General features: G+C 60.4%; 21 protein-coding genes and 1 tRNA gene. 13 read left to right on the top strand and 9 right to left on the bottom strand.

The features are described 5' to 3' along the window. Window positions 1–45 precede the first annotated feature (45 nt). The 8 genes from RA19_RS17650 (at window position 46) to RA19_RS17615 (ending at window position 8,233) form a co-directional block, all read left to right on the top strand. Window positions 46–1,068, top strand: a complete 1,023-nt coding sequence (locus tag RA19_RS17650) for a GlxA family transcriptional regulator (protein ID WP_039165020.1) — start codon at window positions 46–48, stop codon at window positions 1,066–1,068. A 90-nt stretch (window positions 1,069–1,158) separates the two neighbouring features. Then, the gene (locus RA19_RS17645; protein WP_039165115.1) at window positions 1,159–2,298 is read left to right on the top strand and encodes an aromatic ring-hydroxylating oxygenase subunit alpha; all 1,140 of its coding nucleotides are present in this window, start codon (window positions 1,159–1,161) and stop codon (window positions 2,296–2,298) included. Then, window positions 2,295–3,830 carry a choline-sulfatase gene (betC, locus tag RA19_RS17640; protein WP_082020590.1) on the top strand — a complete coding sequence of 512 codons (1,536 nt, stop codon included), beginning with the start codon at window positions 2,295–2,297 and terminating at the stop codon, window positions 3,828–3,830. Before RA19_RS17645 ends, betC begins: the two co-directional genes overlap by 4 nt. Continuing rightward, complete coding sequence (locus tag RA19_RS17635) at window positions 3,830–4,621, top strand: SDR family NAD(P)-dependent oxidoreductase (RefSeq protein ID WP_241479091.1); 792 nt, start codon at window positions 3,830–3,832, stop codon at window positions 4,619–4,621. The genes betC and RA19_RS17635 overlap by 1 nt, the downstream gene beginning before the upstream one ends. A 25-nt stretch (window positions 4,622–4,646) precedes the next feature. Continuing rightward, on the top strand, window positions 4,647–6,065 hold the full coding sequence (locus RA19_RS17630) for an aminobutyraldehyde dehydrogenase (protein ID WP_039165009.1): 1,419 nt from the start codon (window positions 4,647–4,649) through the stop codon (window positions 6,063–6,065). Further along, window positions 6,065–6,805, top strand: a complete 741-nt coding sequence (locus tag RA19_RS17625) for an SDR family NAD(P)-dependent oxidoreductase (protein ID WP_039165006.1) — start codon at window positions 6,065–6,067, stop codon at window positions 6,803–6,805. Before RA19_RS17630 ends, RA19_RS17625 begins: the two co-directional genes overlap by 1 nt. Further along, window positions 6,806–7,744 (top strand): 3-hydroxyacyl-CoA dehydrogenase NAD-binding domain-containing protein, encoded by a 939-nt coding sequence (locus RA19_RS17620; protein WP_039165003.1) that lies wholly within the window; start codon window positions 6,806–6,808, stop codon window positions 7,742–7,744. A gap of 412 nt (window positions 7,745–8,156) precedes the next feature. Further along, window positions 8,157–8,233 (top strand) — tRNA-Arg (locus RA19_RS17615). Window positions 8,234–8,620: 387 nt separating this feature from the next. On the opposite strand, the gene RA19_RS17610 is transcribed toward RA19_RS17615, so the two are convergent. From RA19_RS17610 to RA19_RS17600, 3 genes are all read right to left on the bottom strand, one after another. Next, window positions 8,621–9,481: a hypothetical protein gene (locus RA19_RS17610; RefSeq protein WP_241479090.1), complete on the bottom strand. Its 861-nt coding sequence runs from the start codon at window positions 9,479–9,481 to the stop codon at window positions 8,621–8,623. Window positions 9,482–10,114: 633 nt separating this feature from the next. Next, window positions 10,115–10,615, bottom strand: a complete 501-nt coding sequence (locus RA19_RS17605; protein WP_152615806.1) for a hypothetical protein — start codon at window positions 10,613–10,615, stop codon at window positions 10,115–10,117. Window positions 10,616–10,665: 50 nt separating this feature from the next. Then, complete coding sequence (locus RA19_RS17600) at window positions 10,666–11,145, bottom strand: MarR family winged helix-turn-helix transcriptional regulator (protein WP_039164996.1); 480 nt, start codon at window positions 11,143–11,145, stop codon at window positions 10,666–10,668. A 73-nt stretch (window positions 11,146–11,218) separates the two neighbouring features. Between RA19_RS17600 and RA19_RS17595 the strand changes: the two genes are divergently transcribed. From RA19_RS17595 to RA19_RS17580, 4 genes are all read left to right on the top strand, one after another. Next, a complete protein-coding gene (locus RA19_RS17595) occupies window positions 11,219–12,436 on the top strand; it encodes an MFS transporter (protein WP_039164992.1) in 1,218 nt (405 codons plus the stop codon). A gap of 125 nt (window positions 12,437–12,561) precedes the next feature. Then, the gene (locus RA19_RS17590; protein ID WP_039164989.1) at window positions 12,562–12,954 is read left to right on the top strand and encodes a COG4315 family predicted lipoprotein; all 393 of its coding nucleotides are present in this window, start codon (window positions 12,562–12,564) and stop codon (window positions 12,952–12,954) included. Then, window positions 12,917–13,510, top strand: coding sequence for an RNA polymerase sigma factor (locus tag RA19_RS17585; RefSeq protein ID WP_082020588.1), 594 nt, complete (start codon window positions 12,917–12,919; stop codon window positions 13,508–13,510). Before RA19_RS17590 ends, RA19_RS17585 begins: the two co-directional genes overlap by 38 nt. Further along, window positions 13,507–14,259 (top strand): anti-sigma factor family protein, encoded by a 753-nt coding sequence (locus RA19_RS17580; RefSeq protein ID WP_052261877.1) that lies wholly within the window; start codon window positions 13,507–13,509, stop codon window positions 14,257–14,259. Before RA19_RS17585 ends, RA19_RS17580 begins: the two co-directional genes overlap by 4 nt. 378 nt (window positions 14,260–14,637) lie before the next feature. Here the strand turns inward: RA19_RS17580 and RA19_RS17575 are convergent, their stop codons facing one another. From RA19_RS17575 to RA19_RS17560, 4 genes are all read right to left on the bottom strand, one after another. Continuing rightward, window positions 14,638–15,291: a glutathione S-transferase N-terminal domain-containing protein gene (locus RA19_RS17575; protein WP_039164985.1), complete on the bottom strand. Its 654-nt coding sequence runs from the start codon at window positions 15,289–15,291 to the stop codon at window positions 14,638–14,640. Window positions 15,292–15,340: 49 nt separating this feature from the next. Next, on the bottom strand, window positions 15,341–16,219 hold the full coding sequence (locus RA19_RS17570) for an MBL fold metallo-hydrolase (protein ID WP_052261876.1): 879 nt from the start codon (window positions 16,217–16,219) through the stop codon (window positions 15,341–15,343). 23 nt (window positions 16,220–16,242) lie between these two features. Continuing rightward, window positions 16,243–16,704: a cupin domain-containing protein gene (locus tag RA19_RS25900; RefSeq protein ID WP_052261875.1), complete on the bottom strand. Its 462-nt coding sequence runs from the start codon at window positions 16,702–16,704 to the stop codon at window positions 16,243–16,245. 68 nt (window positions 16,705–16,772) lie between these two features. Beyond that, window positions 16,773–17,630: an MBL fold metallo-hydrolase gene (locus tag RA19_RS17560; protein ID WP_039164979.1), complete on the bottom strand. Its 858-nt coding sequence runs from the start codon at window positions 17,628–17,630 to the stop codon at window positions 16,773–16,775. Window positions 17,631–17,724: 94 nt separating this feature from the next. On the opposite strand from RA19_RS17560, the gene RA19_RS17555 reads away from it, so the two are divergent. Further along, window positions 17,725–18,612, top strand: coding sequence for a LysR family transcriptional regulator (locus tag RA19_RS17555; protein WP_039164977.1), 888 nt, complete (start codon window positions 17,725–17,727; stop codon window positions 18,610–18,612). A gap of 109 nt (window positions 18,613–18,721) precedes the next feature. Here RA19_RS17555 and RA19_RS17550 read toward each other — a convergent pair whose 3' ends face one another. Together RA19_RS17550 and RA19_RS17545 are read right to left on the bottom strand one after the other, a co-directional pair. Beyond that, window positions 18,722–19,372, bottom strand: a complete 651-nt coding sequence (locus RA19_RS17550) for an aspartate/glutamate racemase family protein (RefSeq protein ID WP_039164973.1) — start codon at window positions 19,370–19,372, stop codon at window positions 18,722–18,724. Continuing rightward, complete coding sequence (locus tag RA19_RS17545) at window positions 19,372–20,889, bottom strand: amidohydrolase family protein (RefSeq protein ID WP_052261874.1); 1,518 nt, start codon at window positions 20,887–20,889, stop codon at window positions 19,372–19,374. Before RA19_RS17545 ends, RA19_RS17550 begins: the two co-directional genes overlap by 1 nt. Window positions 20,890–20,900: the final 11 nt, after the last annotated feature.

Below are 20,900 nucleotides of genomic sequence, written 5' to 3'. Positions count from 1 at the left end.
GCTGCCGCCTGCCCGGCATAGTCCCTTAAAGACCGTGGAGACCTGATGCAGCCTGACATCGCAGAAATCGCCGTGCTGGTGACACCGCATTTCAACATGGCGGCAACATTGGCTTTTCTCGATCCGTTCCGGGCCGCGAACTATCTCAGCGGCCGCCAGCATTTCCGCTGGCGGCTGGCGGCCGAAGACGCCGGGCTCTGCCGCGCCAGCAACGGGCTGGAGATCAGTGTCGAGCCTCTGCAAGCGCTGGCGCAGGCGCAACCGGATCTGGTGGTTGTTTCCAGCAGCTGGACGCCGGAGGCGTTCACCAGCGCCCCGCTGCTGGCGGCCATCCGGCGGTTTTCCCGATCTGGCAGCTATATCGGCGGGCTCGATACCGCCGCCTTTATTCTGGCCGAAGCCGGCCTGCTGAACGGCCGCCGTGCAACTGTGCACTACGAGCACATCGATGCCTTTGGCGAGAAATACCCGCAAGTCGGGATCTGCGAGGACTTGTTTGTGCATGAGGGCAGCGCCGGCACCTGCTGCGGCGGTGCTGCGGCAGGGGAGTACGCGCTGTTCCTGCTACGCAGCATGGCCGGGGATGCCTTGGCCAGCGACTGTGCCAAGTACCTTTTTCACAGCACCGTCCGCGGCCCCGGCGCCCATCAGACCGATGCGCACCTGGAGCCGCTGGGCAACACCGCTCCGGCCAAACTGCGCAAAGCAATCGAGATCATGGAGCAGCATCTGGAGACCCCGGTCACCATTCCAGAACTTTGCCGGCTGGCCGGGGTTTCCCAGCGCCAGCTGAACCGGCTGTTCCAGGACTGTGTCAGGACCAGCCCACAGCTTTACTACCGCGATATCCGGCTGGACCGGGCGCGCGGGCTGGTCACCCAAACCGAGCTGCGCATGTCCGAAATTGCCCTGGCATCCGGCTTTGCCAGCCAAGTGCATTTCTCCCGCGCCTACAAGAAGCGTTTTGGTCTGCCGCCGGCCCGCGACCGGCTGGAAAGCCGCGTGCCCTTCGAGTTCCGGGCATGGCCGATGTACCGTTTTGAAGGCGCCGGACAGAATGGCGAATAAAGCTAAACAGACGGCAAATGGAATGCGGCCACTGTTGTAATTTGTGGCAGATCATACCGGGGAGCGAAGCGTTCCAACGGAGTGATCAACATGACGGGCCAGCCATCGCCAGCGCAATTTGCTGCCATCGGACAGGGGTATTCAAAAGATGCGGGCAACTCGCAGTCCCTTCAGGCTGACGCATATACCCGGGCTGAGTGGTTTGCGGCAGACCAGCAGAAAATTCTTGCCAAGTCCTGGCAATGGCTCTGCCACGTGGAAAAGCTGCGCGAGCCCGGCGCCTATGTCACCGCCGAGATCGCAGGCCAGCCGGTCGCCGCGGTGCGCGGCCGCGACGGCGAATTGCGAGCCTTCTACAATGTCTGCAAGCACCGCGCCCATGAGCTGCTGAGCGGCGAAGGCAGCACCACCCGCATCATGTGCCCATACCACGCCTGGGTCTACAAGCTGGACGGCCAGCTGGTCCGCGCCCCGGAGACCGAGCATCTGGCGAACTTCAGCACCGGCGACATCTGCCTGGACCAGGTGCAGGTGGAGGAGTTTGCGGGCTTCATTTACGTCAACCTCGACCCCTCCGCGCCGCCGCTGCGCAAGCAATCCGGCGATCTGGAAACCGAGATCCGCCACTGGGCTCCTGACATTGACCGGCTGACCTTCGGCCACCGGCTGACCTACGACATCAAGTCGAATTGGAAGAATGTCGTCGACAATTTCCTGGAATGCTACCACTGCCCCACCGCGCACAAAGACTTCTGCGATCTGGTGGACATGGACACCTACAAGGTCACAACCCACGGGATCTACTCCAGCCACATGGCCGACGCAGGAAAGTCTGCAAACTCCGCCTATGATGTCTCCAACGCCACTGTGCGGACCCATGCCGTCTGGTGGTTGTGGCCCACAACCTGCCTGATGCGATACCCCGGCCGGTCCTCGATGATCGTGCTGAACATCATCCCCGTCGGCCCGGACCGGACGCTGGAAACCTATGATTTCTTTCTGGAAACGCCAGACCCTACTGAGGGAGAGCTGGATGCAATCCGCTATCTGGACGAAGTGCTTCAGGTTGAAGACATCAGCCTGGTGGAAAGTGTGCAGCGCGGCATGAACACCCCGGCCTTCACCCAGGGGCGCATCGTCAACGACCCAACCGGCTCCGGCAAGTCGGAACATGCAGTGCACCATTTCCACGGACTGGTGCTGGATGCCTACGCGCAGGCCGCACCGTGAGACGGCCCAACATCCTGGTCGTGATGGCTGACCAGCTGGCACCGCACTGGACCGGCGCCTACGGCCATCCGGTCGCCAAAACCCCGCATATGGATGCGCTCGCCGCTCGTGGTATGCGGTTTGATGCGGCCTATTGCAACTCGCCGCTCTGCGCGCCCTCGCGCTTTGCCTTCATGTCCGGCCAGCTGATCAGCCGCATCGCGGCCTATGACAACGCCAGTGAATTCCGCGCCTCGGTGCCGACTTTCGCCCATTACCTGAAGGCGCTTGGGTACCGCACCTGCCTGTCCGGCAAGATGCATTTTGTAGGCCCCGACCAGAAACACGGGTTTCAGGAGCGGGTCACCACCGACATCTACCCGGCCGATTTTGCCTGGACCCCCGACTGGGAGGCGCCGGACGAGCGGATCGATAAGTGGTACCATAACATGCAAACGGTCAAGGAAAGCGGCGAAGCGGTTGCCACCTTCCAAACCGACTATGACGACGAGGTCGAATTCGCCGCCCGCCGCTGGCTGATCGACCGCGGCCGCGACCGCGCCGCAGGGGATGAGGCACCGTTTCTGTTGGTCGCCAGCTTCATCCATCCGCACGACCCCTATGTGGCCAAGCCGGAATGGTGGAACTTCTATGCCGACGGCGAAATCCCGATGCCGGAATTCACTCTGGCGCCTGAAGAGCAGGACCCGTTCTCCCGCCGGGTGATGGATGGGATTGAGGCTAGCCATGTGCCCTTGAGTGAAGAGGAAGTCCGCCGCGCGCGCCGCGCCTATCTGGCCAATGTCAGCTATTTCGACAGCAAGGTCGGCGCGATGGTGAAGGCGCTGGAGGATACCGGCGAATTGGATAACACGATTGTCGTCGTCACCGCCGATCACGGCGACATGCTGGGCGAACGCGGCCTGTGGTACAAGATGAACTTCTTCGAACACTCCGCCCGGGTGCCGCTGATCATGGCCGGCCCCGGAGTGGTGCCGGGAACCACTGCCAACGCCTGCTCCCTGCTGGACCTGCTGCCCACATTTGTCGAGATCGGCGGCGGCGATGAAACGCTTTTGGGCGAACCCATAGACGGCCGTTCGCTGATGCCGCTGGCGCGCGGGCAAGCGGATCCCTTGGATGAGGCGATTGGTGAATATTGCGCCGAGATGACCCCTTATCCCGTGTTCATGATCCGGCGCGGGCCGCTGAAATACATCCATTGCGATCCGGACCCGCCGCAGCTCTTTGACCTGTCCTGCGATCCGCTGGAAACACGGAACCTAGCCGGCGACCCGGCTTACGCGGAGGTTGCCGCAGACTTTGCCTCGGAAACCGCACAGCGCTGGAACAGCGAGCAGCTGCGCAAGGACGTGATTGCCACCCAGAAATCCCGCCGCGCCTTGCATGCCGCGATGGAAGCCGGCGCCGGCGAGGCTTGGGACTACAACCCGCCGCGCGACGCCACTCAGGAATACGTGCGCAACCACATGGACTGGACGGTGGCCGCAGCACGCTACCGCTATCCCCCTCTCAAGGAGAACGACAGATGATGCTGGAAGGCAAAACCGCTCTGATCACCGGCGGTCGCGGCGGCATCGGCCGCGCCATCGCCGCCCGCTTTCTGCGCGAAGGCGCGCGGGTCTATGCAGCAGACCTCACGCCCGAAGGCTCGCTGGCCGCGCATGACGAGGACGGCAGCATCTTCCTGAAGCTGGATGTCACCCGGGAAAGCGACGCTATAGCCGCGATGGAACAGGTCGCCGGGGAGGTCGGCCAGCTGGATATCCTGGTGAACGCTGCCGGCATTGAGATCGAAAAAACCATTGAGGACACCAGTCTGGAGGAATGGAACCTCTCCTTTGCAGTCAATGCGACGGGCACCTTCCTGACCTCAAAATACGCACTGCCGCTGCTGCGCAAGGCGGCAGCCACGGGCCGCACCGCCTCTGTCATCAACTTCGGCAGCTATGACGGTTTCATCGCCGATCCCGGCCTCGCCGCCTATTGCGCCACCAAAGGCGCAGTGCATGCGCTGACCCGGGCGATGGCGTGCGATCATGGCCCCGAAGGCATCCGGGTCAATGCGATCTGCCCCGGGTATGTCGATACTCCAATGCTGCAAAGCTTCTTCACCGGTGAAGGTTCCGGCGGCGACGGCAAGACCATTGACCAGCTGCAGCAGGCGGTGCGCGATGTGCACCCCACCCGCACCTATGGCACGCCGGAGGACATCGCCAATCTGGTCAACTGGCTGGCCAGCGACGAGGCCCGCTATGCCTCAGGCCAGCTGTGGGTTCTGGACGGCGGGCTGTCGGCCCAGGTCCAGCAGATGAAGCTTTGAAAGCCGCATTCTGAAAGGAAACACCATGCAGACGAAAATGCTGATCAATGGAGAACTGACGGAAGGCAGTGGCGAGGCGCTGCCAGTTGTAGACCCAGCCACCGGCGAAACTATCACCTACGCGGCGGAAGCCGCGCCTGAGCAGATCGAAGCCGCAGCACAGGCAGCTCACGAAGCTTTCGAAACTTACCGGCTGTCCACCCCGGCCGAACGTTCCACCCATCTTCTTGCCATCGCCGATGTGATCGAAGCCAACATTGACGAACTCGCAGAACTCGAAACCCGGGATGTTGGCAAGCCTTGGCCAATGGCCCGGGACGAGGAGATGCCGCTAACCATCGATACTTTCCGCTTCATGGCAGGCGCTGCACGCACCATGACGGGTTCTGCGGCCGGCGAATACGCGGCCGGCCACACGTCGATGATCCGCAAAGACCCGGTTGGCCCGGTCGCCTCGATCGCACCGTGGAACTACCCGCTGATGATGGCAGCCTGGAAGATCGCTGCTCCGCTGGCGGCGGGCTGCACTGTGGTGCTGAAGCCCTCGGAACTCACGCCGCTGGCCACCCTGCGCCTGGGCGAGCTGCTGGTGGACGTGCTGCCCAAGGGCGTGCTCAACGTGGTTCACGGACGCGGCGCCTCCACCGGCGACCAGCTGATCAACGACCCGAGGATGGAAGGGATTTCCATCACCGGCTCCCCCGCGACTGGCATGGCCGCGATGCGTGCCGCCTCAAATCAGATCCGGCATGTTCATCTGGAACTCGGCGGCAAAGCACCTGTTATTGTCTTTGACGATGCCGACATCGAGGCACTGGCTGAAACCATCCGCTACGGTTCCTTCTTCAACGCAGGCCAGGACTGCGCCCAGCCCTGCCGCTTGCTGGTTCAGGATGGGATCTACGACCGGCTGGTTGCAGCGGTCACCGATCATGTTGCGGAAATCCAAACCGGCGCCCCCAAGGCAGAGGGCACCGAAATGGGCCCCGTCATTTCAGCTGCGCAGCGCGACCGGGTCTCCGGGTTTGTCGACCGGGCCCGGGGCACAGCTGAGGTTACTACCGGCGGCAGCGCGGGAGAGGGAGCCGGTTTCTTCTACCAGCCCACCGTCATTGCCAACGTCAGCAATGATGCAGAAATTGCCTGCAACGAGATCTTTGGCCCGGTGGTCACAATCTCCCGCTTCACAGAAGGCGGGCAAGCGCTCAAAATTGCCAATGCCAGCCGCTACGGGCTGGCCTCGTCGGTTTGGACAAAGGACATATCCACTGCCATGAAAATGACGTCGCAACTGCGCTATGGCATGACCTGGGTCAACACCCACGGCATGCCCGCTGCCGAAATGCCCTGGGCCGCAATGAAGGGTTCCGGCACCGGCTGCGACATGAGCGTCTATGCACTGGATGCTTATACCTCCGTGCGCCATGTGATGGTGGCCCACTGATGCGGCTGGCAGGGAAAAGAGCGCTGATTACCGGCGGCCGCCAGGGTATCGGCCGGGGAATCGCCGAAGCCTTCCGCAACGAAGGCGCCGCAGTCACAATCTGCGGCCGAGGCCCGCGGCCGAAGGGGCTGGCCGAAGACATCATCTGGCACACTCTGGACGTCACTGATGCCGCAGCGGTGGAAGAACTGGCTTGGACAACAGACGGCACCGACGTCCTGGTAAATAACGCAGGCGTTCAAGTAGAGAAAACCGTCCCCGACAGCACGGACGTCGATTGGGATGCCGTGATTGGAACCAATTGCAAGGGCGTGTTCAACCTCTGCCGGGCCTACATCCCTCGGATGCCGGAGGGCAGTTCAATCACCAATATCGGCTCGATCTCCGGCCAGGCCGCGGATCCGTCGATGGCTCTCTACAACGCCTCCAAGGCTTTTGTGCATGGGCTGACCCGCTCAATCGCCGTCGACCACGGCCCTCAGATCCGCTGCAATGCCATCTGCCCCGGCTGGATCGAAACCGGTATGCTGGAAGCAGGTTTTGACCTGTCCGCAGATCCGCAGGCCGCCCGCAAGGACGCCCTGTCCCGCCACGCTGCGCGGCGCTTTGGAAAGCCCGCCGATATTGCCGCAATGGCTGTGTGGCTGGCCTCGGACGAAGCCGCTTTTGCCACCGGCCAGCTGTTCACCGTCGATGGCGGCCTGACCGCCGCTTCACCCATCAATACGGGGCTATTCTAGATGACCAGCATTTCCCATACTGCCGTCCTTGGCGCAGGCGTCATCGGCGCCAGCTGGACGGCTCTGTTCCTGGCCTCAGGCCGTTCGGTTGCGGTTTATGATCCCGATGAGGGCGCCGAGGCGCGTGTAAAAGCCTATGTAGAACAAGCCTGGCCCGCGATGTCTGCCCTGGGCCTCACGGAGCGGGGAAACCCCGACCGTGTAACGTTTTGCAAAACGGCCCGGGAAGCCGCGGCAGGCGCCGGTTTCATTCAGGAAAACGTGCCGGAGCGGCTGCCCGTCAAACATGCGCTCTTTGCCGAAATCGAATCTGTTCTCGCCCCGGATGCGGTCATTGCAAGCTCTGCCTCCGGCCTGACCCTCGGTCAAATGCAGGCGGGCTGGCAGAACCCCGGCCGCTTTGTCCTCGGCCACCCGTTCAACCCGCCGCACCTCATTCCCCTGGTCGAAGTCATGGGCAACAGCCGGACTGATGCAGACGCTGTCGAAACAGCAGAAGCCTTTTATGCCGGCCTTGGCAAAGTCACGATCCGGATAAACAAGGAGGTGCCGGGCCATGTGGCAAACCGGCTGCAGGCTGCGGTCTGGCGCGAGGCGATTCATCTGGTCGAAAGCGGCGTCGCCAGTGTAGGCGACGTTGACACGGCAATGTCGGCTGGTCCCGGCCTGCGATGGGCCGCCATGGGGCCGACAACACTGTTCGGTTTAGGCGCCGGACCAGGCGGCCTGGCGTCATTCTGCGACCACTTCGCCGGCACGTTCAACGGCTGGTGGGACGACCTCGGAACGCCGCAACTGACAGCGGAAACCGCGCAGAGGCTGTCGGACGGGCTTGCAGAGGCAACGCAAGGCGCCCCGGTCAGCGAGTTATCCGCACGCCGGGACGCGATGATCGTGGCAATCCAACAAGCTCTGCGGGCTGTGGAAGACTCGCGGTAGCCGCTGTTACGGAGGGGCGCCGCCAAGTGCTGCAGACTTTCCCCGGCATTGGCAGAAACTGTCCTTGTTCGAGAGCCATTGGAAGCGCTCCTGGCTCCGCATCCCTTCAGCTTGCCTGAGGCCCCGCTCAATGGACCACCGGGAACTCTCAAAACGCCCTCAACACTTGGACTGGCCGTCCCGCCCCTTCTGTTCCTTTCCGGGCCCGGTGCCGCCGCGGCTGAACCCCTGACGCGGCGCAAGTGGTTCCCGCGCTTAAGGGTCATTCCGGCACACTGCATCCTCAAGAGCTTCGGGCAGGCGACCTGAGCAGGCAGGTTTCCCCTCTGCAGCAGCAAAGAGAAAGAAATCCCGCTGCGGAAGGTTTTTGGGGTTGCGCCTCTGCAGTCCTAGGATTAAACCCCGCCGCAGTGGACCGATAGCTCAGCTGGATAGAGTACTTGACTACGAATCAAGGGGTCGGGGGTTCGAATCCTCCTCGGTCCGCCACTGTCTTCTTTGTTGGACGCCAAGCAAAACTGACCTTCTTGTCAGTTTGCTGACCCAAAATCCGTTTTGGCCCGCGTGTTCTGTTACGTTTGATCTGACTTCCCTTCCGGAAAATCAGGGCTGATCAGCAGGTACAGTCGGCGAAGCCGCCTGTTCCTGCTGATCTGCCACGTGGCGAACGCGGAGCCCAAAGCGGACATGGTCTTTGCTACTGCAGCATCAGAATCTCCAGGCAGACGGGTCGGAGGCCGGTCTTTCACTATGCTCGTGTGCTGATACTGCGTTATGAAAAAAACGGACATTGATCGGTGGCCAAACTATCGAGACGCGACATGCAAGGACCTTTTGCGCCCTCTTGCTCGAAAAAACCTAATTCGACGCCGCAATCTAGTCGGGCTGGAACGCGTTCGTCCAAGCTTCCGCTCGCAGGTGCTCAGAAACTGAAAACAGCCTCGTTGCAGTTTCTTGAGAAGCTCCCCCAACGTGGGCGTGTATCCTTAGTTTCAAGCCCGCCATCGGCTTTTTGCCATGGGTATGCTCGAAGGAAACCGGAACCAGACTATTGGCAGGCTTGAATCCCGCAACACCTGGAGCCTGGTTTGGCATACCAGTGGCGCCCCATTCTTCCTTGGTTTGCTTCCGAGGGACATAGGTGTTCGCGCGAATTTGCTCTCGGGCTACATGAGCGGCTTGAACCAGGTTATCCCGTCTCAGTGCAGTTTCATCGGTGATTGCGGCATCGATTAGAGCCGGAGCAACATCATGAAAAATGGCTTTTAGGTGGTCCGATTGCGCGAAGGAGTGTTCAACGTCGTTGAGCGGCGTAAAAAGCTCAGAAACACCAGTAATACCGTTTCGGTCTCGTTCAGCCGATGCCGTCGCTAGCTCGAATACCATCTCTTGCTCGGTTCGGAAGTCTCGATCCCGGTGGATTGTGATCTGGGCGTCTGGCCTCATATCCGAGATCATGTTCGCCAGAAGTCGCGCTGCTGGCAGATTGCCACAGCCGTTGTAAGACAACACTGTCAAAATTTCCGGGACCCCATTTGCCAAGGCAAGAACCCTAACCGGCTCTGAGTCCTTGTCTTCGGTCATGAGTATGACCTGCCGCGCTGGATCGAAAATTTCCGCGCCAGCGGCAAGTGCACCGAGTGTCATCATGATCGGGATGGCTGGTCGCTGCGCCTCGTCCAGGGGCACCTTCGCACCCTCTGCCATCCAAACGGCTTCGGCATTAAAGTCGTGCATCAACCGTTTGATCAACTGCGGGGAATGGCTGGCAAAGAGAATGCGGGTCTGAGTTTCTGCTGCAACACCCTTGAGGGCTTCGTAGGGACGCGATTGACTGTCCGCGTGCAAATGGGCGTCTGGCTCGTCCAGAAGTAGCAAGGGGCGGCGCGTAGAAGCAAACGTATGCGACGATCTGAATGACCTGCAACATTCCAGTGGACGCCATGTCGAGCGTCACCGTTGCACGGGGGGTTTCAACCTCTGCGTTGATGAACCGATCATGGTGCGGATCGTGTTTAACCAAAACGCGCGCGCCGTCGTAGCAACGGTCCAGCAGCTCGGCGAACGCCTTCCAGCCGCTCGCTTTTGGTAGCGCATCAATCGAGCGCTGCTGGAGCCATGCAGTCCGTGCACCTTCATCCAGATCACGTTTCAAAAGATGGTCGAGCACAGTGCGCAAGTACAGGTTGGCGTCTCCGTGCATAACCGCAGCATCCATCGCCGCCTTTGTTCTCCACTCCTCGCCCATAGATATGCCGGACAGGCCAGGGGTCAGGATCGAGAATGGTTGCTCATCACTGGCTAAGACCTCATCCAACGGTGCTGTGCCACCAGCGTCAAACCCAGTTGGCCGAATGGCATAATTGCCGATCAGTTCGGCATCCTCGTACCAGCCGACGAGATGCAAACCCTTGCGCGCGGGATCCTTCGCAAGGCACACGACAGTCCGCCCATAGGGGTCATTGTTCCACGGCGCCCCGCTGCCTCCTTGTGGCGGCGTATAGCAATAATACGTACCATCATCTTAGGGAGGAAGTTCCAGGCTTCATGACCTTGCTCGCCATCCTTGATGAAAGGGAAATTGCCGTCGATCGGGCCACCGCGATAGAAATCAGACCAACCGAACTTGACCCACAAGAGCTTACTCATTCGTCCCTCCGTAAACCGATCCACTACCGACGAGAAGTCGTAGTCGATTTTCACGAGTTTTGTGAAGTGCGCCGATTTGTTACCTTCGCTTGCCGGTGCGTCAGCTGGGCGCGGGTCCTCCCCGTTCGGCTCTGGCGCTAAGCGCGGCCATAAAGGACTCTGATAACGCAAGGCGCCAGGCAGCTTGGCGCAGCGCACCAGCCGCCCGCTTTTCAATTCCACAGCAAGGAGCATTTTGCAATGCAGGCCCGCCGTAACATACAGACGCCGCCTTACTTGTTGGCTTCGCGCCTCTTTTTCTCAATTCGGTCTAGGTAACTGGTGCTTTCAAGGGAATTTATGGTTTCGCCCAATGCGGCGCGCAGAGGTGTGCCAATCGCTGCTTCAAGCTCCGAAATCACGCCGATGTGCAGCTCCCATTCCGCTGTGAGCCTGGCTTTGATTTCGCGGCCCAAAGGGGTCAGGTCAACCCGGCTGACGCGCTGGTCGCTCGCTTTGACCGGCACCAGCAGCCCTGCCTCTTTCATCAGCTTGACGGTTTGGCTGATCGCACCCTGAGTGACGCGGATCCGGTCGTGAAGATCGCCAATGGACAGGGGTTCGCCGTCAAAAGCCCTTATAATAGGTGTGTAGCGGGCCCGGTAATGCACGCCCAGATCCATGCCTGCGTAAATCCGCTCCGCATCCTTGTCGAAGAGATCACTGAGATGGCGGAGCAGCTCCCCGATCCCGACTTCCTTTGCCTCTGCCAAGCCACACCTTGCATTAGCGCTAATGCAACTCTATTGCATAAGCGGTATTGTAATTTTCAAAGCCGCTGCAACCATGACCGCTAAACCGCCAAAACTCAATCTTCCGCTGCTGGTTCTGGCCCGTGTCTGCACAACAGCAGTGTTCATGGTGTTTCCCGCCTGCCTCAGTGTTTTGCGCTCTGAGTGGGAGATGACGGCAACCCAGGCCGGGCTAATCCAGGGCGGGTTTACCGTGGCAATGGCAGTTTCGCTGCTGGCCGCGTCCTTTCTTTGCGATAGATGCGGAGCGCGGCGGGTGTTCACCCTGTCAGCGGCGGCCTCCGCCTTGGCGGCGCTGGCAGCCGCGGCATTTGCCCGGGATTTTACCAGCGGGCTGATCACTATGTCGCTGATCGGGCTGACCCAGGGCGGAACCTATACGCCTGCAATCATGCTGGCCTCGTCCAATGCGCCAGCTGCACGAAAGAACGCAGCGGTAGGCTGGGTGCTCGCCGGCATGTCGGCGGGCTATGTCGTGTCGATCATTCTCAGCAACCTGATGCTTGATCTGACGGACTACCGCGCAGCGTTTCTTTCTGCAGCCGTACTCACTGCGGCGGGCGGGCTGTTTTCATATCTTTCGGTCCGCCATGCGAAGGATATTGAGGCAGCCGCTAAATCAGCAGCCTCCGCTTTGTCCCCAGGCCAGCGGCGTAATTCGCGGCTGCTGATCCTGGGATACATCGGCCATACGTGGGAGCTGCTCGGCATGTGGGCCTGGGTGCCTGCCTTCCTGGTTGCAGCCTTGTCAGGGGCCTCCGGTATGAGCGCGGTGGAGCTGGGGATCTGGACCGCCCTGGCGCTGCATCTGTCCGGCTTTTTTGCCTCTTTTTTGTCAGGCATGGCGGCGGATAAACTGGGTACACGCCGGGTCCTGATTGGCTTTGCCTTGCTGGGGTGCGTGTGTTCAGCGTCGGTAGGCTGGGCAGCATCGATGCCGCCCTCGCTTCTCATTCTGCTGATTGCCCTCTATGGCTTTGCCACGATTGGAGATTCTGCAGTGCTGTCTTCAGCGATGACAGACGCGGTTCCACCGGGTTACCTTGGCCGGGCCTTGGGCGTGCGTTCGGTGCTGGGTATCGGCGCAGGCGCCATTGCACCGGTCAACTTTGGCATGGTCCTGGATGCGGCACCCGCCACTGCGGCGTGGGGATTGGGCTTCCTGACACTGGCTGCGGGCGGATTGCTTGCATTTTGCTGCGCATGTGCTCTGCCGAGCCCCTCCCGGGTTGCGTTGAAACTGCATACATAACAAATGCTTGCAGCCGCCGGGGGCCGCAAACCCGAATTTTTTCAACGCCAGGGAATTTTCCTGCCACCGAAGCGTAGTTCTCATGTCTGCGTTTTAGCAGGCCTCGGCAAATCTGGAGAAACGGCATGAATTTGAAATCCTTCGTCCTGGCTGGCGCAGCCTTGGCAGTATCCGCAATTTCGGCAAGCGCTGAAGGCCACACCGGGGCACCGGCTGTTACCGGCAAGTACAACGGCAAGACCTATCTGATGAATACCCGCAAGATGACCCTCTACACCTTCGACAAGGACAAGAATGGCGTCTCCAGCTGCTATGACGCCTGCGCCGAGAAGTGGCCGCCGCTGGCAAGCGAAACCGGTATGGACCTGCCCAGGCACTACAGCTTGGTCGAGCGAAAAGACGGCTCACAGCAAGTCGCTTACAAAGGCCAGCCGCTATACCTGTGGTTCAAGGACAAGAAGCCCGGTGACATGACCGGTGATGGCGTCAAAGGCGTTTGGCACACCGCCCGCCCCTAACAAAAGGGGCCGGGGGCCGGCAAAGGCCCGCCCCCGGCTGTTTTGCATGATCCGTTCATTCGACACTCAGCTGGAAGACTGCCTGCCTGATCTGTGGCGCTATGCCTGGTCGCTGACACGCGACCGGGACGCAGCTGACGACCTGGTGCAGGACTGCATTGAGCGCGCCCTGCGCAAGCGCTTGCTGTGGATCCCCGGGCGGCCGCTAAAACCCTGGCTCACCCGGATGCTGCTCAACTTGTTCCGCGACCGCTGGCGGCATGATAGCCGGCGTCCGACCGTGGCGCTGGAGCAAATCGGTGATATCGCGGGTCTCGACGTCAGTTCAGAGGAACGCCTGGAAATTCTCGCTGTTTGGAAATGCCTCGGCAAGCTCCCTCAGGATCAGCGGCAAGCCCTCCTTGCTGTCGTGATTGCGGGGTTGAGCTATGATGAAGCCGCAAGAGCGCTGCGCATCCCGAAGGGAACTTTGATGTCGCGCATTTCCCGCGCGCGCTGCAGGCTGAAGGCGGAAATGGACGCATCTGCCGCGACGAAGATCAGGAGCGTGAAATGACCCAGCGCAACGCCATTGAAAAGCTGATCCAATCCGCAATCGACGGGGAATTGCCGGCGGAAGAACGCGCCCGGCTTGAAAAGCACCTAGCATCCCACCCGGAGGATGCCGCCCGTATGCGAGAGATGCAGCGCCATTCCGGTCTGATCGGGGAGGCTGTTCCAGTCCCTTCCGAGGCGCATTTGAGCGGCCTCAAAAAGCGTGCCGAGCGCGCTGCAGCACCTGCAGCCGGCTGGCGTATCGCCGCATCTGTGGCGCTGTTTGCAGCGGGCCTTGGTTTTGGCTACGTCCTTCCAAAGCATGATCCCTCCGCAATTGGTGATATTGCTGTCTTTGCAGAGCACGCCCGTGCCGCACATTCCCTCTATGTCAGCGAGGTCATGCACCCGGTCGAAGTCGCCGCCACCGAAAAGGACCATCTTCAAACCTGGCTTTCGAACCGTCTTGGAGCCGCAATCATCGCGCCCCAGCTGGGCGGCACAGGGTTCAGCCTCATCGGCGGCCGGTTGCTGCCTGCCGGCGATCAGGCCTCAGCGCTCTTCATGTATGAAAACGCAAACGGCGACAGGCTAAGCCTGCTGGCCACTCACGGAACCTCCCGCGGCAGCCAGTCGTTTCGATTTCATGAAGCCAAGGGCTATCTGACCATTTCCTGGCAGGACGGTCCTTGGCAGTATTCCCTGGTCGGAGCTCTCGAGCGCGATCCGATGGGGCTAATCGCCCGCAATATCCACGAGCAGCTGATTTAGGAGAACTAGGGCATGATCGGATACAACATCTCTGCATACAGGCTGTGTCACTGTGCCCTCGCAATTCCATACCTGCAGTGAGACCAGGGCGGCCCATACCAGACGTTCATCACTGCCATTCCAACCGCAGCGCAGCCTCCCGAAAGCTGCCGTTCGTAGATCGCGCGGCAATTGGAACGCCAGGGACGACAGGAACTGGCCGGTGCGGATCGCACCGCTGTCAGCGTATCAGACCATCCCCTCAGGGGCCGCATGGATCGATTGAGTATTTTTCGTGGCAGCCAGGCGAGGCTGCCAGGCTGGAAAGACTTGCATGAGGCCTTTCCCGCTCCGGCACAAGCAAAACACACTTCGGAAAACCGCTAATGACCCTGCTGGTCACTCATCAAGATAGTAACCAGTTTGATCCACAGGTGGGAACGGCGCCATCCCGGCGCGGTGCATCAGGGTTTGGAAGCGTGATCCGACTGAATTCGGCCAATGCAGTTCTGCGACCATGGTCAGGCTTTGCAGATCAGCCAGCGCGGCGATGGTGTCAAACCGCAAGGGACTGTCCAGCCACCGCAAGGCTGCGGGGAGGAGCCCGGCAATTTCATCAGTAAGCTGACCGGTCTTCGCCAAAGCCTCGGCAAAGCTCATGCCAATCCGCTTTGGCATCTCGGATTTGACCCAGCACCGCGCGCCGGGGCTGGCCAATTCGGCGGGAGAGAGACCCGGCATGCGGGGGTAACACAGTGCATCCAGCGGCGCCCTGATGCTTGCACGCCACGCCTCAAACGCGGCAGAGGTTTGATAGCCGGACAGGAGCTGCGTGCCTTGCGCATCGAGCTGGCAGATGATTTCAGCACTGTTTTGCAGCACCTCGTCGCCGAGTTCCAGAATGGGTACGGTGGTTCTGCCCACACGCTTTCGCAAATGTTCCGGGACCTCGCCGGGAGTCATCGGCACAATGGTCAGGGGCAGGCCCTTCAACCCCGCGAAGATCCGGACGCGCAAGCAGTATGGGCAAGTTTCAAAGACATGCAGTTTCACGGGGGATCTCCAATTCATCGGGGCGGGTTGAGGTGACAGTCGGGGCTGATCAGCCGCCATGAATCAGCGCAAAACCCATTTTCACCACATAATCCGGCAGGTCCTCGTAATTGCCCCAGTCAGCATATTCGGGCAGCTCCAGCGTCCTGCTCAGTTCCAGCACCGCCTGAACCGATCCGGCCGGGTTCTCCCGGTTCACCTGTTCGACCACAGGGAAGACCGCATCATAGAGGTCGTTGTAAAATTCGGCTGCGGCTGAAAGCAGCGCCGGATCGGTGCTGTGCGAATGAGTGTTCACCGCGTGCATCAGCGCCCAGCCGTCCAGCGTGTTCAAAATCTGGCGCGAGCCCAGCAGGTTGGTGTCGGTCAGGGCCCAGCCCGGCGTCAGCGCGCCATCCAGGTACATGTCGGCCGCGACGGCAATCCGTTCCTGCGGCAAGTGGATCACTGAAACCGCGACCCCGTCTGCCGGACCGAAATGCAGCAGATCAACTTTGGTGGTGCCCATGCCGATGCTCATGCGGTCTTCATAGGTCACATCCACCTTGCCCGGCGTCAGGCCGAGCGGGTCCTGATCAAAGAACATTTCGATGTTCTCATGTGCAATGATTTCTGCGCCGGGAAACACTTCGGTGCCGCCGATATGGTCAAAATGCTCGTGGGTCATCACAATCCGGGTGACCGGCAGATCGGTCAGCCGGGCGATCTCTGCACGTAAGAGCGACGCGCGGTAAGGGTTGGCCGGATCCACCAGCAGCACGCCCTCGGTCCCCAGAACAACAAGGCTGGTGTAATGCCCGAAACTCATCGCATAGACGTATTCATCGAGCTTTTGGGTTTTGACCGCGGTTTCTTCAGCCGATGTGCTGGCGGTCATAATATTGGCTGCAGCAAGGCCTGCGGCCAACACGGTGATTGTCCGTTTCATGTTCGTTTCCCTTTCCGCATGCCTCAGAGGTAGACCACGCCAAAGCGCTCTTCGATCAGCTTCAGGTCACGCTCTCCGGTTTCATTCTGGCGGGAGGTTTCGGCCATAAACTCTTCGGCCCAGTCGCCGGGGAAGATGTAGCTGATGATCTTCGCCGTCCTGCTGCCGGAATTCTTCATATAGTGGGAGACGCCGCGCGGGCATTGGATGCTGGCGCCGGGGCCTGCCTGGAACACCTCGTCGCCGATTTTGACCTCAAGCTCGCCTTCGATGATGTGGAAGGTCTGGTCTTCCCATTTGTGGTAATGGTCCGGGATGCAGCTGCCCGGCGCGATCTCGCCTGCGCCGAAGACGTAGTCTGATCCGGTGTCGTCCTTGCCGGCCGCGACCGAAGTGTATTCATCCGGCGCCATGAAGTATTTCCGGCCCTCGTGCCAGCCGCTGACGACTGTTCGCTTTGCCGTGGTTTCGGTTTTCCTGGACATATCAAGCCTCCTGAGTGGCGGGATCTGCGGGTTGGGGACGGGCGGGAATGCCGCCCGTGCCGCGGGGGTTACTGGCCGTGCCAGATCGAATAGGCCATGCGCTCCACATGGGCGGGCAAGTTCTGCTCGTACATGTGCCAGTGGCTGAACTCGGGCAGTTTGACCGTTTCCTTCAGCTCTTCGACCGACTTTCCGGCCTGCATCCCGTCCCAGACCGCCTTGAACAGCGCCTCGTTGAAGGCCAGGTCCTCGGCCAGCTGCCCGGGGGAGGATTCATGCATGTGGCCTGAGATGACAGTGTCGAAATCCAGCTCGGCGGTGACCCGGCGCAGGGTGTTGAGCGAGCCGACATAATCATGCGTGTTCAAGCGCCCAGGCATGTTCACAAAGCCTTGCAGATGCCAGTCCACCGCCATCAGAACCTTGTCGTCGGGCATATAGATGGCGCTGTTGCACTGGCCGTCATTGGCACCATAATAGCGCATTTCGACCACCTTGCCGCCGAGCTCGATCCGGTGTGCATCACCCTCGTAGGTCACGTCCGGCTGCACCACCCGGTTTTCCAGGTCGCGGCTCAGCAATTCTGTGCAACCGGCGTGAGTGATGAACTCCGCCCCTTCGTCCTTGAATAGCTGGCCCCCGCGCGAGTGATCAAAATGCGGATGCGAGTACAGCACCTTGACCACCGGCTGATCGGTCAGCTTAGAGATCTCGGCCCGCATCGCTTTGGCGCGGAATTCCTGGTTCGGGTCGACGACCAGAACGCCGTCTTCGGTGGTGACAACCAGGCTGGAGTAATGCGCCATGTGGAACTGATAGACGCCGTCCTTCAGCTTGGTCATGACAGGTTTCATTTCATCATCTGCGGCAAATGCAGCGCCGGTGAAGGCGGCTGCCGCGGCAAGGGCTGCAAAAATACGTTTCATGGGATGGGCCTCCTTTTGCTGAAGGCAATATATCTATGACTGAAGGTGTGATAATTATTGCCCGGATAAGATCAGAAGTTACTAAAGGTATCGAATGGACAAGCTGCGGAAAATGGCGGTCTTCGCCCGTGTGGTCGAATTGGGCAGCTTTGCCGCCGCCGCTGCGGATCAGAATGTCACCCCGGCGATTGTCGGCCGCCATGTGGCGGATCTGGAGGCGATGCTGGACCAGCGCTTGATCAACCGCACGACCCGTTCGATGGAGATCACCGAAGCAGGGCAGCGGTATTATCACGGCTGCAAAGCCATGCTCGTACAGCTGGATGCTCTGGAGCAGGAGGTTTCGGATCAGCACGGCAGCCGGCCCGCGGGCATCATCCGGCTGGCCGCGCCTGAGGGGTTGGGTTCGCTGCTGCTGGACGCAGCCGAAAGCTTTCAGGCGCAATACCCTGAGGTGCTGTTCGATCTGATCTTCGATAATGCCCAGACCGATTTCGTCAGTGCCAATGTGGATATTGCAGTGCGGCTGGCGATTTCGCTTGAAGACAGCTCCCTGATTGTTTCCAAACTTTCAAACACCCGCCTGGGCCTGTTTGCCGCGCCCTCATATCTGGAGAAGAATGGAACACCCGCGGGCGTTTCGGATCTCGGCAGCCACGCCTGCCTTGCCTTCGGTGGATCCCGTTTCGGAGACAGCTGGCCCCTGGTCAGTCAAACCGGCGTGCAGAAGCTGCGCCAGCCCTGGCGGCTGGTGATGAACCAGACCCATATCTACCGCGACGCGCTGGTGAGAGGCATGGGCATTGGGCTCTTGCCGGAAATCATGGCCGCAGACCTGGTCGAAGCCGGATTGCTTAGCCCGGTGGCTCTGGATGCTCGTTTCCCGGATGTGGGCGTGTTTGCAGTCTATCCAAATAGAGCCTTTCAGCCCCGCCGAGTCAGCCTGTTTTTGCAGCATCTGCGGCTGAAGATGAAACCATGACAGGCTGTGCAAGGGCTATAAAGCGTCTGGCGGACACAGCACTCTCTTGCCAGAACAAGCATCCCGCATAGCAGAGATTTTGCGCCGCCTCACAGTTTCTCAGCATTCCTCAGCCCCGGCCGGCAATTGCTCCCAGAGCCATAGCTGCCGTGGACACTACAGGATCGAGGACTGGAATTCCCAGCTCGTCTTGCAGCAGAGCCTGATGCCGCGTCATGCCAGCACAGCCCAAGACAACGACCTCAGCGCCTTGGGCGGCCAGCCTGCGACCTGCAGAAACCATCCGTTCAGCCAATTCATTCGAGTGCATCATCTCAACAACCGGAATGTTAACCGGCTCCATGCCCGCACAGCGTTCCATTAGTGCGTGGCTGCGGATCAGGCGCAGCTCGGCGTTGCGGGCTTCGTTGGACGTGGAAATCACACCGAACCTTTCACCGGCATTTAGCGCTGCACTGAGCCCGCCTTCGCAGATGCCCAGCACTGGCTTGCTGGTCACCTCGCGGGCAGAGGCCACGCCGGTGTCGGCAAAACAGGCAACCACAAAAGCATCATACTCAGCCTCTTTTGCAGCGATGGCATCGCACACCGGATCAAGCACCGCATCAATGTCGCGCTGGGTTTCAATGCCGAGTGGCGTTCCGGTCAGCGAGATGCAGTCGATCCGCACAGCGCCGCCAAAGCGCAGCGGCTCGACCGCCTTGTCCATCTGGGCGGAAAACTCAGGGTTGCTGTTGGGGTTCAAAACCAGAATGCGCATCAGTAGTTTCCCATCTTGCCGGTGACATGGCGGCTGAAACCCAAATGTTCAGCCTGCGCCCGGTTTGCGGCTTGCGTATAAGCCGTTACCAGACCCGCCGTGTCGGAATTGGCCTGATCCCGCAGGTCCGAATAGCGGTCCCAGATGCCGCGGATTTCTTCGAGGATAGCGCCTTCATCAATGCGGGTCAGGCGGCCGTTCTCCATCATCACTTCCCCTGCCACAATTGCGGCAGTGACGGACTGGCCTGTTTCTGCGCCGGCAAGATGCAGGGGCAGCTGATTGAAGGGCAGATGCGCGGCCGGGTCGAGATCCAGCAGAATGATGTCTGCATCCTGTCCTGCCGCCAATGTCCCGGCCGCGTTGCGCCGCATCGCCCGGGCGCCGCCCTGGGTCATTGCCTTCAGCAGCGGCTCCGGGCCTGGCCAGGTGCTGGCGTCCGGGCTGGTGATGTTTTGCAGCAGCATGCCCAGCTTGGCGTTGATCCACAGGTTGTTTGCCTCGTCAACGGCAGCCTCGTCCGTTCCAAGGCAAAGCGGGATGCCGCGGCGGAGCATTCCGATCATCGGCATGACGCCGCTGCCCAGTTTCAGATTTGACACCGGGTTATGAGCAACCACGGCTCCGGAGACTGCAAGCAAATCCAGATCCCCGTCATCCAGCCAGATCGAGTGAATGGCCACCAAATGTTCGTTCAGCACGCCAAGATCCTGCAGGAACTGCACCAGCGTCTTGCCGTCGCGCCGGTGGCTGTGAATGGCCTGGGTCTTTGTCTCCAGCAGATGCGTGTCCAGGGACACATTGCGCCTTACCGCGAGATCCGACAGGGCCGCCAAAGTCTCTGCGTCCACCCTATGCGGGGTGGAGCAGGACGTGTGAACCGTCAGTCTCCCGCCTTCTGCTTTATGCCACTTGGCAAAAACAGCCTCGTAGAAATCCAGGATTTCCTTTTGCGACGGCCAGCGCTCCGCTTCCATCTGCGCTTTCTGCTCTGGTGTCAGGAAATCTGTCAGGAACGGAACCTTGGTGTACTCCAGCACGTTCGGAATGCCGAAGCCAACCGAGCTGCGCAGGCCGGTCTCCTGATAGGCACGGAATATCGCATCGGCGTTCTCCAGCGTTGGGCCACCAAAGAAATGCACATCGTCCCGTAGCGCGGTCACACCCTGGCGCAGCATGCCGATGGCCGACAGCATCGCCCGCAGATAATAGAGCCGCGGGGAATGGGAGAAGCTATCCAGCGGTGCCTCCAGCATCATGTAGGGCTCGAGGTGCGACCCGGGGATAGCACCGCGCATAAATGCACTTGTCGAATGGAAATGGGCATTCACCAGACCCGGCATCGCCAGCTGGCCATTGGCCTCAATGACTTTGCAATGGCCGGAAGGCAGCCCATCACTGACAGCACTGCGGCCGATAGCGGTGATCTTTCCGTCTTCGCAGACGATGTCGCCCCGAACGATTTCTTCACTAGCAGCATCCGCCAGGATACGGGCGTTTTTGATGACAAGCTTCACGGCTGCCTCCC

This window comes from Leisingera sp. ANG-M1 (assembly GCF_000813745.1).
GTDB lineage: Bacteria > Pseudomonadota > Alphaproteobacteria > Rhodobacterales > Rhodobacteraceae > Leisingera.
This window is presented reverse-complemented; position numbering and strand designations above follow the sequence as displayed.

Bases quoted from the DNA above. Each gene is read 5' to 3' on its own strand.
- RA19_RS17555 (WP_039164977.1), top strand. From the start codon at position 17,725: ATGGACAAGCTGCGGAAAATGGCGGTCTTCGCCCGTGTGGTCGAATTG.
- RA19_RS17585 (WP_082020588.1), top strand. From the start codon at position 12,917: ATGGCGTCAAAGGCGTTTGGCACACCGCCCGCCCCTAACAAAAGGGGC.
- RA19_RS17570 (WP_052261876.1), bottom strand. From the start codon at position 16,219: ATGAAACGGACAATCACCGTGTTGGCCGCAGGCCTTGCTGCAGCCAAT.
- RA19_RS17610 (WP_241479090.1), bottom strand. From the start codon at position 9,481: ATGCACGACTTTAATGCCGAAGCCGTTTGGATGGCAGAGGGTGCGAAG.
- RA19_RS17645 (WP_039165115.1), top strand. From the start codon at position 1,159: ATGACGGGCCAGCCATCGCCAGCGCAATTTGCTGCCATCGGACAGGGG.
- RA19_RS17625 (WP_039165006.1), top strand. From the start codon at position 6,065: ATGCGGCTGGCAGGGAAAAGAGCGCTGATTACCGGCGGCCGCCAGGGT.
- RA19_RS25900 (WP_052261875.1), bottom strand. From the start codon at position 16,704: ATGTCCAGGAAAACCGAAACCACGGCAAAGCGAACAGTCGTCAGCGGC.
- RA19_RS17560 (WP_039164979.1), bottom strand. From the start codon at position 17,630: ATGAAACGTATTTTTGCAGCCCTTGCCGCGGCAGCCGCCTTCACCGGC.
- RA19_RS17630 (WP_039165009.1), top strand. From the start codon at position 4,647: ATGCAGACGAAAATGCTGATCAATGGAGAACTGACGGAAGGCAGTGGC.
- RA19_RS17650 (WP_039165020.1), top strand. From the start codon at position 46: ATGCAGCCTGACATCGCAGAAATCGCCGTGCTGGTGACACCGCATTTC.
- RA19_RS17620 (WP_039165003.1), top strand. From the start codon at position 6,806: ATGACCAGCATTTCCCATACTGCCGTCCTTGGCGCAGGCGTCATCGGC.
- RA19_RS17635 (WP_241479091.1), top strand. From the start codon at position 3,830: ATGCTGGAAGGCAAAACCGCTCTGATCACCGGCGGTCGCGGCGGCATC.
- RA19_RS17590 (WP_039164989.1), top strand. From the start codon at position 12,562: ATGAATTTGAAATCCTTCGTCCTGGCTGGCGCAGCCTTGGCAGTATCC.
- RA19_RS17580 (WP_052261877.1), top strand. From the start codon at position 13,507: ATGACCCAGCGCAACGCCATTGAAAAGCTGATCCAATCCGCAATCGAC.
- RA19_RS17595 (WP_039164992.1), top strand. From the start codon at position 11,219: ATGACCGCTAAACCGCCAAAACTCAATCTTCCGCTGCTGGTTCTGGCC.
- RA19_RS17550 (WP_039164973.1), bottom strand. From the start codon at position 19,372: ATGCGCATTCTGGTTTTGAACCCCAACAGCAACCCTGAGTTTTCCGCC.